Raw genomic sequence first — 14,963 nt, forward strand, 5'->3', positions numbered from 1 at the left:
CTCTCCGAAGGGAACTACCTTTTTTTTACTGCTCATAAAAAATTTGGTCTTGGATTAAATTCAAAATATATATTATCATTTTTGGCAGTTCACATTAAGCTCCCAACGCTTTTATTCTATTTTAGAATTTTGAAGGATCTTTTCCTTTACATGCCAAGTTTCTTTTGAATGTCTTCAAGAGACACCCCTTTGGTCTCAGGCATCATGAATAGGGCAAACAACAATTGAAATACCATCATAACTGCAAAAACCAAAAAAATAGGCCAAGGGTTTTCCTTAAATATATCGATGACCACGGGACCCAACAGTGTAATAAGTGCCGCAAAAACCCAATGTGTCCCCGTTCCCCAAGAAGTACCATAGGCCCTTGCATGATTTGGAAATATCTCGGCTATGAACACCCAAATGATGGCACCCTGGCCTACTGCATGTGATGCTATGAAGGCCATAATGGAGACCAAGAGTGCTCCTGCCCCAAGCCCTGAATAAAATGAAAAGGCTATCATCAGTAAACTTAAAATATATCCAATTGATCCGATTATCAGTAGCTGTCGTCTTCCAATACGATCAATGAGGTTGATGCCCACAAAAGTGAATATCAAATTAACACCTCCAATGGCTATTGAATTAAAGAGCGATTCCTTAGCGGCAAGCCCAGCTATCTCCAATATTTCCGGGGCGTAGTACAAAACAAAATTAATACCCGACAACTGGTTAAAAAATGCAATGAGAAAGGCCAACAGAAGGGGCTTTCTGTATTTGACAAATATGGATTCTTCCTGTTTTTCCTCGATATTTTCCGCATCCTCTATCTGTTGAAGTTCTGCCTCAACGTTCTCCACTCCCATTTTTACCAATACCTTTCGAGCGGCCTCTTTATCATGCTTTTCCGTAACCAACCATCTTGGACTTTTGGGTATGAAAAACACCGAGACAAAATAAATGGCCGCGGGGAGTCCTTCCACACCCATCATCCAACGCCAATCATTTGCTCCATCAAATCCCTTTAGCAAGTAATTGGAAAAGAACGCTATCAAAATACCCAGAACAAGGTTAAATTGATACAATGCCACCAATCTTCCGCGATTTTTTGCAGTTGAAATCTCTGAAATATACATGGGTCCTGCCACTGTGGAAGCTCCTACTCCCAGTCCACCAATAAACCTAAAAAACGAGAAGGAATAGGGATCTGGAGCCAGCCCGGAGCCAATAGCTGAAATAAAGTACAGCGCGCCGATCCATATAAGGGTTTTCTTTCGCCCTATTCGTTGACTTGGTATACCACCCAACAAGGAGCCCAATACGGTTCCCCAAAGTGCCATGGACATGATAAAAGCTCCATGAAACCAAGGGCTGGTGTGCCAAAGTTCTTTGATGGGCAAGTTGGCCCCGGAGATGACAACCGTGTCAAATCCGAATAAAAATCCTGCCAATGAGGCCGTAAACGACCACATACTCTGATTACTTATTTTCAATGTATTCCTTTTTAATTACTGGAATGATTTTTATGCTTTGGCGGCTGAGGGGACATCTTCAGTTGTAGAGTGCCCCCACGCACCAGCAGGTCATGGCTCAAGGTGAAGTCCTTCACCTTTTTTCCATTGAAACTTGCCGATTTGATATAAGGCTTTTGTTCCCCGTTATTTACCGTCTGAATCACAATTTTGTGTCCTTTATAAAAATCAGGGTTCAGCTCAATTTCAACTTGATCAAAAACAGGGCCTGTAATTTGATACGTTGGCTCCATTTCCGTACCTCCTGTCATTTGAAACAGTCCAATTTTCATCAATACCGCAAGAGATCCCATCAATCCTTGGTCTTCATCCCCATTATAACCGCGGGAAGGAGTCAATCCTTGGTACACGGTATTCGCAACTTCCTTTGTCCAATACTGTGTAAGATCCGGCCTACCCAAATGTTGAAATATAAAAGCGGTTTGTATGGAAGGCTGGTTTCCATAGTTTATAGGAATTCGTGAATACTCCGGATGTTCCTCCTGGGCATGTGAATTGCCAGAGGTAAATCCCAATTTTTTGGCTTCCTTAAACTGGCCATTGAGTTTGTCAACCGCCTTGGCCTCTCCCCCCATTAGCTCAGCAAGACCCTTTAAATCATGGGGCACAAACCATGTGTTCTGTGCGCCATTCGCTTCAGAAAATCCTATTCCGTGATTGAAGGGGTCATAGGGTTCAAGCCACTCACCCTTCTGGTTTTTTGGACGCATCCAGCCTGAACCTTGATCAAAAACGTTCCGATAATTTTTGGACCTTGCCATAAATTGGGCATAATCTTCAGGGTGGTTCAATGCCTTGGCAAATTGAGCAAGACACCAATCTTGATAGGCATATTCCAAAGTTTGGGAGGGACCGTTCTGATGATATCCGAACTGACCATCGGGCAATGGAAAAGGCACGTATCCTTCTTCAATGTAGTGACCTAAACCGCCGCCTAAGGAAGTGGCATGCTCATATCCTGCCTTTGTCATAATGCCGCCGGGCATATGATTTTTCTTGAGTGCTTCATATGCCAAATTAGAATCAAAACCACGAATCCCTTTCTGGTACGAACCAACAATAAAAGGAGTACTGCTCGCCCCGGTCATGACATAGGTATAATTTCCGCCCGCCGGACCCCTTGGCACGATACCCCCGTCCTTGTAATATTGGAGCAGGGAGTTGACAAAGGATTCTGCTATTTCCGGATACACCAGTTGCCAAAGCGTATTAATGGTCCATTGTGCACCCCAAAAGGAATCGGAGTTGAAATGATTGAACAAAGGTTCTCCATTTTTGGACAAGGGAAGTTGTTCTATTTTGAAGCTGTCGCCGGTATTGTCAGGATAGTAGCCATTGGCATCGTTGATAATTCTACGACCTTGGAGGGCATGCCAAAGATCGGTATAAAACCTTCGCTGTTGTTCCCCGGAACCACCTTTTACCTTTATCCTGCCCAATAGCTGGTTCCATTCCAAACGGGAATCTTCCACAATTTGCTCAAAGTCCCAGTGTGGCAGTTCGTGGTCAAGGTTAAATTTTGCATTCTCCAAAGAAGTATAGGACAGCGCGACCTTCATTTTCACCTTTCCTTCCCCTGCATTAAGTTTCAATAAAAATTTTCCTTGATCGGTGGAGCTCAAAACCTTCTCCACATCTCTATCAATGACAATTTTAAAATATACCTTGAAAGGTTTGGGTCTTCTTATTGTAGGTGCATTGGTAAGTTCCCCTTCAAAATTCCTGGGTCCAATTTGCTTCAATGATCCATCAGTTATTTTTGATGGCCCCAATTGACCACTTAGGTTCACCAATATGCCATTATCAGCAGTTTTAAAATGATATTGATGGAACCCCACCCTAGTGGTACTGGTCAATTCCACATCAATACCGAACCTTTCCAAATATAGTTTGTGATAGCCCGGCACAATGTTTTCTTTTTCATGCACAAAAAATGAGGAAGCGTCCTCAAAAACCTTTTTTTCGTCCACCACTGTCATGTTGACGGGCATAACCGAAGGTCCCGAAAGCTGCCAGGCATGGATATGACTGAGTCCCCTTATCGTATCCTTTTTATACCGATAACCACTTCCCCAGGCACCATCAATTTCCGTATCCGGACTCAAGTTGACCATTCCAAAGGGCCTACTGGCAGATGAGAAAAAGAACCATCGGGAATTCTCGGTATCAAGTTGGGGATAGACCAGATCTACCGGTGTTTTTTCCTTATTATTTTGACTCTTTAGCAGTTGAGCTGAAATAAGAAATGGAATGACCAGAAAAATTCTTATGGGTTTGGCAATACCTAAAACGTTCATTCTTTGGAAAGCTGTTTTTGCGGTGGACAACTTCAATCGATGAAGTTGGAAAATTTCAATTTGTATGCGTTCAGTGAAGCGATTCAATTCCCTTTAAACCAATTGTGGTTCCATAGACCGGGATTTTATCGATGGATTTTCCATCCACCCTCAACTCTGAGACCGATATGTTTTTCGCATCCTTTAAGACCAATTGATGGGTATCGGTAACCGGAACCACATCGCTGTCTATAATGGAAACGTTTTGTACACTGTCCAAAACATAGGCAGGGCGAAAATCGACATTACGGGCATTGATCGTCACATTTTTAAACGTAACCCCATCTGCATGACGAACATAGAATCCCCATGCAGGCAATTCACCGAACATGGAAAATTCAGGATAATCCTTGATTTTCTCAGGCACTCGTCCCAAATCGTTGATGGGCACATAGCCCATGGCTTTGGAAGCACGTCCAGGGAAACTGATATCAATATTCTCCAAAACCACGTCCTGAACATCATGGCCCGGAATACCGACTATGGAAGACGGGAATGGATTGTGGAAAAAATCAACTTCGGGGCCGCGCAGGTCATAATCGATATCAGGTCTTCCAAACGGCATCTGAACCTTCACGTCCTTGATGTGTATGTTTTTGATGGTACCTGTTTTTTCACCAGCGCGATGCCCCAATCTTATAAAAATGGCATTGCCCGTGTTTTCTGCGATAAGGTTGGACACCTTAATATTTTCAATATCCCCGCCGTCAACACATTCAATGGCAATGGCCGAACGAAAAGTATCAAAGACCTTAATGTTCTCTATGGTGATATTTTTGAATCCCCCATGTGATGCCGTTCCAAATTTGACTGCGCTGGCACTGCTTCGTATGGTGCAGTTGGCCACATAGATGTTATCATTGAAATAACCCGGCGTGTGGGATTTCAAACAAATTCCATCGTCAGCAGTATCCAGATCGCAATTGGTGACCTTTACATTTTTACAGTCGGTGATGTCCATCCCATCATTGTTCCAAAAAGCCCGGTTGGTGACTTTAAGTCCATCCAACACCATATCCGAGCATCGCTCAAAAAATAGACCCCAGCAGGAACTGTTTTTAAGATGCAAGCCTGTTACCGTGATTTGTGTGGATTCAGTAAACGCGAAAAGCATAGGTCTGGAACCTTCATTTGGGCGCATCCTTCGGTAATTGTAATTATGAACCTTGCGGACGCCCAAGTGATGTAAGCTATCAATGGTTACGGCCAAAGCCATTCCCTGTCCATCGATTGTGCCTTCTCCTTTCAAAGAGATATTATTTACCTTTTCCGCCTTAATAAAAGCCAATTTGGATGGTGTCACTTTATTTTTATCAAGATCTGGCCCATTGGGATCATCCTGACCGTAATCATCGGGGTTGGTGCTGCCCAACAATACTGCTCCTTTTTGAAAATGTAATTCAATATTGCTTTTGAGGCTAATGGAGCCGGAAAGGAATTCCCCACTTGGAAAAACAATCTTCCCCCCACCTTTTTTGTTTACTTTATCGATGGCTGACTGTATCGCCTTGGTATTTAGCGTAATGCCATCTGGTTTGGCGCCAAAATCGGTTATCATGTACTCCTGGGCCCAAAGCATGTTCACGCCAAGGAACAGCAATACAAAAAAGGTAAGTCTTATTGTATTTTTCATTGATTTTATTAGTTTAGGCTATTACAAGAACATTTCTTAATACCCTGGGTTATTGGTTATCCTTGGTACGGAACGATCAATTTCTGCTTGTGGGAATGGGCGCAAGTAATGCTTTTCATCCATGGAGCCTGACCTACGCGCAATAGGGTTTCTCAATTGGGTTTTTTCGATGAGCTTTTCTGTTCTTTTTAGATCAAACCACCTACAGTATTCGCCCATAAGTTCCCTGGCCCTTTCATCCAATATCATATCAATGGTCAGGTTGCCTGCTGCCCTGTAGGAGACTGTTTCCATAGATGTAACATCTTCTGGGTACAATGCCTGCAAGGGAGTCATGCCGCTATCGGTTCCCAATGCCCTATCCACAATACTGTTGTAATAGTTATCGGCTCCACCTAAATTCCCGTTAGATGCCCCTTTCAAAATGGCTTCGGCAGCAATAAGGTATGCTTCGGCCGAGCGGAACAATGCAAAATCGAAGGTGCCAAAAGCATCGCCATACTCAATGCCCGGTTGCCAAAACTTCCACATCATTGGTGTAATGTCAAGCCCATGAAAAGGAGTTAGGGCATTATCGCCAAATTCATCGGTGTTCAGTACCGCATACCGTTTTGTCCCACCAACGTCCAAACCTTTATCCGATAGTGAAGCTGGGTCGTTCCATGGTCTAAAATAGAGCACGGAGTCTCCCTTCATGATATTAATGGTCTCTGATGGATTGGCTGGATTTGGCACAAAATTGTTCACGTTCACCAAAGCGTATTGAACATCCACAAAATTATGATGATACCTTCTGTCAAGGCTTGGATCGTATAATCGATACATGGTCGGTGTGGCCAAATGTATTTGCAGAAATCTGTTATAGGTACTTGTTCTACCTTCAGAACCTACAATATCCGGAGATCCACCAAATATGGAATGGTAGTCATTCCCTTCCAAGCGATCGCTGTTTGAAGGATCCCCAAAATTGGTGATCGGGTCATCCACAAACTGTACCGCGAAGACAATTTCTGGATTCTGGTCATCCTGTGCAGGAAATGTTTCGAACAATGGATTTTCTGATCGTTGTGGAAAAAGATCTGAATATTCCTTAGCCAATGGATAGGCAGAAATGACCAGGTCAGCATATTCCCTTGCCTTTTCAAAATCCGCAGGGGTACCGCCCAGTGAATTATTGAAATTCCAACCTCTGGTCAAATGGACACGTGCCAATAAAAATTGCGCAGCGCCTTTGGTTGCCCGACCATAATCAAGGCTAGTTACCGGCAAAGCCGATTCAGCTTCCTCCAGATCGGAAATGATCTGATCATAAACCTCACTGGAACTTACCTTGATCACCTCACGGGATGAGGTCACAACCTCTTCAATGGGCATGGGAATATCACCCCATTGTTGCACCAAATAGAAATAACTGAAGGCCCTAAGAAACTTGGCTTCGGCTACGCGTATGGCCAAAACACTTGGGTCCATATCCTCCACATTGTCTTGACGGGAAATTACTGTATTGGTCCTATATACCTCACGATACAACAAATCCCATAAATCCTGGAGTTCGTCCACGGAGGAATTGAGTCTAACATCATAGGTATTGAAAGCATCCCCTGCGTTATCTATCCAATTTGCATTTGTGAAGATATCGGTACCGGGAAGCACAAGTTCCCTTTGTTGGTGTATATCCCTTAGTAAGGTATAGCACGATTTTACCAAATCTTCATACCCTTGTGCCGTGGCATAATAGGTATCCGTGGTTTGAATGGAAACCGTGTTTTCATTCAAAAAGTCTTTGCTACAACCGGATAATGATACGATCAAAGAAAAAATACCGGCTACGAACAAACATTTATTATTGCTAAACATGTCTTGTTTTTTTTAGATTAAAAAGTACATTTCACCCCCAATAGTATCGTGGTCGAGGAAACATCATCATTATAGGCGCTTGAGTTGAATTCCGGATCTATCCCATCAAAATCATGGAAGATGAACGGGTTGATGACTTGGGCATAAATCCTTAGGTTCTGAAGTCCAAGAACATCTGTAGCCAACCGTGATGGAATGGTATAGCCCAAAGTAATATCGGAAATGCGTATAAAGCTAGCGTCCTGATATTGGATGGCCTGCCTGTACGGATTTGGCACCCCAGCCCCAAAGTAGTCGTTGGTTGGGTTGTCCGGAGTCCAATAGTTCAAATTAAGGGCATTGTACCTACCGGTACCCACTTCTCCCATGGTGCCGCTTAAAAAGTTGTTTCTAAATTGTACACCTTGCACGGTATAGGCCAAAAAGGAAAGGTCAATGTTACCAAAGGTAAATTTGTTGGTGATACCCATTGTCCAGTCCGGCTGTTCGGAACCCAAGATAACCCTATCATCCTCTCCCGGGGCTGATGAAATCTTGCCATCATTGTTTTGATCCACCACTTTTACAGAACCGGGAACCTGTCCATAAACTGCGGCCTCATCGGCTTCATCCAATTGCCAAATGCCATCAAACTCATAGAAATAATTGGAATTTAAGGGTTGACCAACAAAGAGATTGGAACCAATATCCTCAAGGACCCCATTATTTCCGATGGATAAAACCTCGTTGATGTTCTTGGCAAAATTTACAGAGGTGGACCAAGTAAATTTATCCTTCACAATGTTCCTGGTATTCAATGCCACCTCAATTCCTTTATTGGAAACCGAACCAATGTTGGTGATAAACTCACCAAAACCTTGGGAGGTCGGGATTCGTTCCCTATAAATAAGGTCCACAGTTTCCCTGTCATAAACTTCTATTGTTGAAGAGATCCTATTGTTGAACAGGGCCAGATCAAGACCAATATTCAATTCCTTACTTTTTTCCCAACCTAAATCCTTATCAACCAGAGCTGCCGGAGCAAAACCGAATGCTGGACTATCCCCAAAGGCATAAGGTGTCTGCAAAAGTCGGGTCAGGGTGCTGTATGGATCAACGGCACTGTTGCCCACGGTACCATAACTTACCCTAATTTTCATATTGGATATGGTCTCGCTGTTTTTAAGGAAGTTCTCATCGCTGATTTTCCAGGCCAAGGCTGCTGAAGGGAAAAAGTCCCATTTGTTACCATCACCCAATTGTGAGGCACCGTCCCATCTTCCGGTAACGGTCAATAAATATCTATTATCGTTGAATCCATATACGAGCCTACCCATATAAGAGGAAATGGTTCTTTCGGTCAAATTGGAATTAACAGAATTAATGGTACCTGCGGTGTTCACGGCATACCAAGATGAATCATATGGAAGGTTTTCCACATCCAAGCCCATCACCTCTACTCTTTCCTTAAAGGCACTCTGTGCCACGGTTGCATTTATACTGCTTTTACCAAAGGTTTTTTGGTAATTGATGATATTGTCAAACGTATAGTTGGTCAATATTTGGTTGCTGCTGTTGGCCCTTGGGGGCAAACTTGCCCTTTGATCTTTTGTGAAAGTTCCACGGTACATCCCATCCCTGGCATCATACTTTCTTGCAGAAAGGGATGATTTTAGGCTCAATCCCTCAAATGGGGTCACCTCTATATATGCATTCCCCCTAAAATCGGAACTAAGGGTCTCCAACTGGAAATTTCTTCTATCGGCCTCTATGATCGGATTCAACACCTGCTTGTCGTTGATACCCATCCATACGGCATACCCGTCGTGTTCCACATCGTTGTTTTCGCTGGGATTCAAAATCTCATCAAAATAGACGACCCCTGTTGGCCTAGCCCTATATGCCCCACGGAGCGACTCCCTGGAACCTAAATTGATCAAGGAATTAGTATAGTTCATGGTGAACCCAACCTTAACATGATCCGTGAGGTTGCCATCCAACCCACCATTGATGGTATATCTTTTAAAATCGGTGTCCTTTAGTGTACCATCCTCATTCAAATAGCCTAGAGAAAAGTAGTAATTGACATTCTCCGCTCCTCCACTCAAAGAAACATTATGGCTGGTCTGCAAAGCAGAACGGGTCACTTCGTCCACCCAATCCACGCCATTCCCGGAAGCCAATACTTCCATCTCGGTGGTTGTGAATGTTTTGGCGGCATACCCGTTTTGTTCCCTGGCAAAAGTGCTTGCTAGATAAAATTGTTGGGCATTTTGCATTTCCGGCAAATAGGACGGCATTTTAAGTCCAGAATATCCATTGTAGGTCAAGGACATTTTTCCTTTAGTGCCACGTTTGGTGGTAACAATGACCACACCATTGGCACCTCGCGACCCGTAGATGGCCGTGGAAGAAGCATCCTTTAAAATATCGATGGTTTCAATATCGGTAGGGTTCACCGTGTTTAAATCGGCTCCCTGTATCCCATCAATTACGATCAAAGGTTCATTGCTAAAATCGATGGAACTAAGTCCCCTGATCCTAATGTCGAGGCCTGATCCCGGTCTATTGTTTCTTTTAATAATATTTACCCCTGCCATTTGGCCTTGGATCCCTTGGGCGGCGGAAACAGGATTGGCCCTTGCCAAATCCGTTGCTTTTAAAGATGCGACAGCTCCTGTAAGATCGCTTTTTTTGGCCTGACCATATCCTATGATCACTACTTCATCCAATAAGGCGGCGTCTTCAACCATTTGAATTCTCAAATTGGATTGGGTGCCTTCTACATTAATTTCCTGTGTTAAAAATCCGATGTACGAAAACACCAATACGGAGTTCGGTTCAGTTACATCGATGGAGAATTTTCCATCGAAATCGGTCACCACACCATTGGTGGTGGCTTTCTGAACGACATTTACGCCTGCCAGTGGTGTGTTGCTGTTGTCCAATACAACACCAGACACTGTTGAGGTTTGTGACCAAGTCGTAAATGATAAAATCAGAAAGAACGTCGATAAAACTAGTTTAATCTTATTCATTTAAAGTTTGTTTGGTTAATTTTCTAGCAATTTTACAATTGTTTGCTAGTAAAGAAAATGTGATTTTCAATCAAAATCATGTAATATTTCACCTAACCTGTTCCAGGCACGCATGATTCGCATGAAAATTCAGAACGATAAATTCAGTTATTTTAAAGTAATTGCCGATTCTGATTGAGGTTTGGCCATTTTAATGTCTTGGAACGGCGGCACCACATTCCATGAAATTTTAGAACATGGGTTGGACAAGGAAAATCGTAATTTAGAAAGATGTGTACATGGATTTGGTTAAATATTCCATCTATTGGTCCATCCAAATCCTCCGAATACTTCTCAAAAGAAATATATTTGAACGACCAGTTTTTTCATTGCCGGCATATCCGTACAAAGCATCAGGATCCTTGGTCATGGATGGTCCATTGAGGTTTGGAAGTTGGGCCAAATAATTTAAAACAAGTTGACCTTTTTATTGTAGCCTATTGTAAACCTTGCTTTTATGAAAATGTACGCCGCAATCATACTTGTTTTAATTTTCTGCTTCGAGCTAGATGCTCAACATTTAAAATTCAACCACTATAATGATAAAAATGGCCTGTCCCACAATTCGGTACGGCACATAATACAAGACCAACAGGGCTTCCTTTGGCTGGGAACTTTTTCGGGGCTGAATAGATTTGATGGATACCAGTTCAAGCCCGATCTATTGTCATCTTCGGTGGATAGTGACATTTACAAAGCGGATGTAACCGGTCTTGAACTGGACACTTCCACTAACAATTTGTGGATCGCAACCAATAAGGGTCTTTATCTTTTTAATACGGCAACCCATGAATTGGTTGATTTTTTACATAATAAGGACCGCAAAGACAACTTCCCGTATGAAGAAATACGTTCTGTTCATATAGACCGCCATAAACGGGTGTGGGTGGGAACCAAATATGACGGGCTTTATTTATATGGTGCCACGGAGAAGGTTTTCACAAAAGTCGATCTTCCCAACTATAACTACATTAAGGAAATCTTTGAGGACAATGAAGGCAATATTTGGATCGGAAGCTATAATGGTGTCTCCATTGCCAAAATTACCTTGAATGCCCAAGGAACTATTTCACAGTACACAAATTATATTCTGTCCGTGCCCCATTCGGATGAAAAACACCCATACATCCATTTCATCTACCAAGACCACAAGCAGGACATCTTTGCTGGAACCCGGGAAGGCCTCTATAAATTGAACAAGGAATCGAACGCTTTTGAGAACCTTTATATAGAGGACGATGTGATCAGAGAAGACCTAGGCCCCTATTTTTTATCGATCGCAAGAGCTCCCGACGGTAAATTTTGGCTCGGCACACTGGGCGGACTGATCGTGTGTAATAATTTGGAAGATATTGCCAAAGGCGATTTCGAAAGGCATTTTTCTATACTTTCAGATGATACCTCTTTGATTGACAACCTGATCTCCGCCCTTTACTTTGACGGCTCCGGGGTACTATGGATCGGAACGGAGAACGGTTTGGATAAATATGATCCGTATGAAAATCAATTCAAGATCAACAAAGATATTTCCCTTTACATAGACAACAAGGCACCTACCATCAAAGGATTTTCCAAAACGTATGATAACCATCTTATTGTGGCCACGAAGAATAATGGGCTATTCATATCAAAAGGTGAAAATTTTGTGCCCCTGCACTATAAAACGAACAACATTACCAGCATTTATTCCGATGATGGAAAAACATTCTATTGCGGTCTCTGGGACGGTAAAATCTTGGTCTATGACTATGTTACAAAAACTTCAAGAATAAAGGATATTGGTTTTTTAAGTTCCCCTGTCATGGCTTTCTTAAAGTATGACCCAAACACGTTGATCGTGGGATCCTTTGGCGAGGGGGCACTTTTTTTGGATGCCAAAACATTGGCGACCAATGGCTCAAGGGCCATCCTCCCTGATGCCGAAATTGATAAGATCAAACGACAGGGAAATGCGCTCTGGTTGTCCACCAAGGATGGGGTGATACATTATGATGTGGATACAAGGGTGATTAAACGGTACCGAAACGATATTGAAAGTAACGAGGGGCTTCCCCATAATTACATCACGGATATTTTGGTAGATGACGAAAACAATGTTTGGGTATCCACTCGGAACGGGATTGCAAAGTACAATGCCGGCAAAGACAATTTTGATAGGATATCCCAACCAGAAGAGCTCTTGGGCAAATGGATAACCGACATTGAAATTGACAGTTCAAAATCGCTTTGGCTCAACATGAACAACAATAGTTTGGCCCGATACGAACCAAAATCCAATGAGGTTCATTTTTATCAAATTGAAAGCGGTAATAGATTGGATGTGTTCAGCAGGAACGGTTTCTTCAAATTCAACGATACCCAAATCTATGTAGGCGCACAAAATGGGATCATTTACTTTTCCCCAAATAATATTGAGGAGAACAGCTTTGTGCCTCCCCCCGTGATAACCAATTTTAAAATTCAAAACAAGGAAGTACTGCCCGGGGTGGAGATAAATGGACAAGTACCTTTGGAAAAAGACATAAACTATTCCAAGGATGTTATCTTGGACTATAAAAACAGAAATATATCGTTTCAATTTTCATCTCCCTCGTACACCAATGAGAGATTGAACAGATTCCAATACCGACTATCAGGTTTTGACGAGCATTGGGTAGAAACAACAAGTGACTCAAGGACAGTTCAATATACCAACCTGCCTTCCCAAACCTATACCTTTGAGGTGCGTTCAAGAAACAGTGATGGTAACTGGAGTAAAACATCAACCTACAAAATCAGGGTCCTACCCATTTTTTGGTTAACGGGCCAGGGTTTAGGTTTGATTCTTTTGGCCTTGGTTTTGATCACATTCTTTGCAAGAAAACAGATCCGCTCTCGCCTTAAATTAAAAAGGGAGCTTTTAATGGAAAAAGTACAACGGGAACGGGACGAAAAATTGAACAATGAAAAATTGCGCTTTTTCACCAATATATCGCACGAATTAAGAACTCCGTTGACTTTGATCCTTGGACCGGTAAAACAGCTTTTGGAACAAGAAGACCTTAGCCCATATTCAAAAGGCAGGGGAAATCTTATCCAGCAAAATGCGGAACGATTGTTACGATTGGTCAATCAGATCTTAGATTTTAGAAGGGCCGAAACAGGCGAATTGGCACTTAAAGTCTTTAAAATAGATATCCTCGTCAGGACAGAGAACATATTGAATTCCTTTGTGGAGGTAGCCCACGCCAAAAACATTACTTTGAACCTGAATGTTGAAGAGGAGTCCATGAAATGTTGGATAGACATTGACAAGTACAACAAAATTCTCTTCAACCTATTGTCCAATGCCCTAAAATTCACCAACGAATATGGCAATGTGGATCTGTTCATTGGATTCAAGGAAAATGAGCTCCATAAAAAATTGGTTATCGAAGTAAGTGATGATGGTATCGGCATACCCCTGGAAAGCCAAGAGCACATTTTTTCAAGATTTTACCAAGTCCAAAACGGCATGGGCAACACTACCGGTACAGGTATAGGCCTTTCCCTTGTAAAGTCATTGGTCGAAATCCATAAAGGGGAGATCAAGGTTGAAAGTGTGCCTGGAAAAGGAAGTATCTTCACAGTGATCTTGCCTGTGTACAAATCCGCTTTTACAAAGAAGGAGTTGGGCGACTTTCCCCTAAACAAGGACATTATTGATGACACGCTGATCCCCATTAAAAAATTGGAGGCTTCTTTCAAAAGCGTTCCAACCAACAGGAACAACGTTGATGTGAAGCAAAAGATTCTAATCATTGAGGACAATGCCGAACTTAGAAAATATGTAGTGGAATTTCTATCGGATTTTTATAAGGTGTACGAGGCTGAAAACGGAAAAGAAGGATTAAAAATCTGTAGAAAAATAAAACCGACACTCTGCGTTGCGGATGTAATGATGCCTAAAATGGATGGCTTTGAATTTGTTATGGAGCTGAAAAAGGATGAAAACCTGAGCCATATCCCTGTAGTGCTCCTCACAGCCCTGGCAGAGAACGAAAACAGGATCAACGGCTATAAGATCGGCGTTGACGGCTATTTGGTAAAACCTTTTGACCCTTCCCTTTTAAAGACAAGAATTGATAACATCCTTAAGAACCATTTTGATTTAAAACAAAAATTTTCAGGGGATGTGGAAAGTGATGTGTTGACCTTGGCACACTCCCAGTTAGACATTGAATTGATCACAAAGGTCAAAAATCTGATTGAAGAGAACATTGATTATCCTGAACTCTCCTCCAGCTTTATTTGCAAGGAATTGGGGTTAAGTTCCTCCAAACTTTATCGCAAAATAACTGAGCTTACAGACCTTCCACCTAATGAGTTCATCAAGACCATACGGTTAAAAAAATCGGCCCACTTGCTACGGTCTCGGAAATACAATGTTTCCGAAGTGGCCGATATGGTCGGTTTTAAGGATCCTTTTTATTTCAGCAAATGCTTTAAAAAGCAATTTGGCCGCTCTCCCAGTGCCCTGATCAAATAAATTTTGCGTTTCGGTTTTCTTTGTTTGGATTGACCTTCAGTTTTCAACTTTATTGGACAT

Annotated in this window: 6 protein-coding genes; 1 reads left to right on the forward strand and 5 read right to left on the reverse strand. The window is 42.3% G+C overall.

The window, feature by feature from the left end; translation table 11 throughout:
* Window positions 1-146: 146 nt before the first annotated feature.
* From LKX84_RS17700 to LKX84_RS17720, 5 genes are all read right to left on the reverse strand, one after another.
* Window positions 147-1,469 (reverse strand): sugar porter family MFS transporter, encoded by a 1,323-nt coding sequence (locus tag LKX84_RS17700; RefSeq protein ID WP_228239071.1) that lies wholly within the window; start codon window positions 1,467-1,469, stop codon window positions 147-149.
* 17 nt (window positions 1,470-1,486) lie between these two features.
* The gene (locus LKX84_RS17705; protein WP_228239041.1) at window positions 1,487-3,811 is read right to left on the reverse strand and encodes a GH92 family glycosyl hydrolase; all 2,325 of its coding nucleotides are present in this window, start codon (window positions 3,809-3,811) and stop codon (window positions 1,487-1,489) included.
* Between the two features lie 70 nt (window positions 3,812-3,881).
* The gene (locus tag LKX84_RS17710) at window positions 3,882-5,483 is read right to left on the reverse strand and encodes a glycoside hydrolase family 28 protein (RefSeq protein WP_228239043.1); all 1,602 of its coding nucleotides are present in this window, start codon (window positions 5,481-5,483) and stop codon (window positions 3,882-3,884) included.
* A 36-nt stretch (window positions 5,484-5,519) separates the two neighbouring features.
* Entirely contained in the window at window positions 5,520-7,340 is a 1,821-nt protein-coding gene (locus LKX84_RS17715; RefSeq protein WP_228239044.1) for a RagB/SusD family nutrient uptake outer membrane protein, read from the reverse strand.
* A 17-nt stretch (window positions 7,341-7,357) separates the two neighbouring features.
* Window positions 7,358-10,282, reverse strand: a complete 2,925-nt coding sequence (locus tag LKX84_RS17720) for a TonB-dependent receptor (RefSeq protein ID WP_317206487.1) — start codon at window positions 10,280-10,282, stop codon at window positions 7,358-7,360.
* A gap of 571 nt (window positions 10,283-10,853) precedes the next feature.
* On the opposite strand from LKX84_RS17720, the gene LKX84_RS17725 reads away from it, so the two are divergent.
* A complete protein-coding gene (locus LKX84_RS17725; RefSeq protein WP_228239048.1) occupies window positions 10,854-14,903 on the forward strand; it encodes a hybrid sensor histidine kinase/response regulator transcription factor in 4,050 nt (1,349 codons plus the stop codon).
* The last annotated feature ends 60 nt before the right edge of the window (window positions 14,904-14,963 follow it).

It is taken from the genome of Allomuricauda sp. M10, assembly GCF_020782875.1.
Classification (GTDB): Bacteria; Bacteroidota; Bacteroidia; order Flavobacteriales; family Flavobacteriaceae; genus Flagellimonas.

Bases quoted from the DNA above. Each gene is read 5' to 3' on its own strand.
- LKX84_RS17725 (WP_228239048.1), top strand. From the start codon at position 10,854: ATGAAAATGTACGCCGCAATCATACTTGTTTTAATTTTCTGCTTCGAG.
- LKX84_RS17710 (WP_228239043.1), bottom strand. From the start codon at position 5,483: ATGAAAAATACAATAAGACTTACCTTTTTTGTATTGCTGTTCCTTGGC.
- LKX84_RS17715 (WP_228239044.1), bottom strand. From the start codon at position 7,340: ATGTTTAGCAATAATAAATGTTTGTTCGTAGCCGGTATTTTTTCTTTG.
- LKX84_RS17705 (WP_228239041.1), bottom strand. From the start codon at position 3,811: ATGAACGTTTTAGGTATTGCCAAACCCATAAGAATTTTTCTGGTCATT.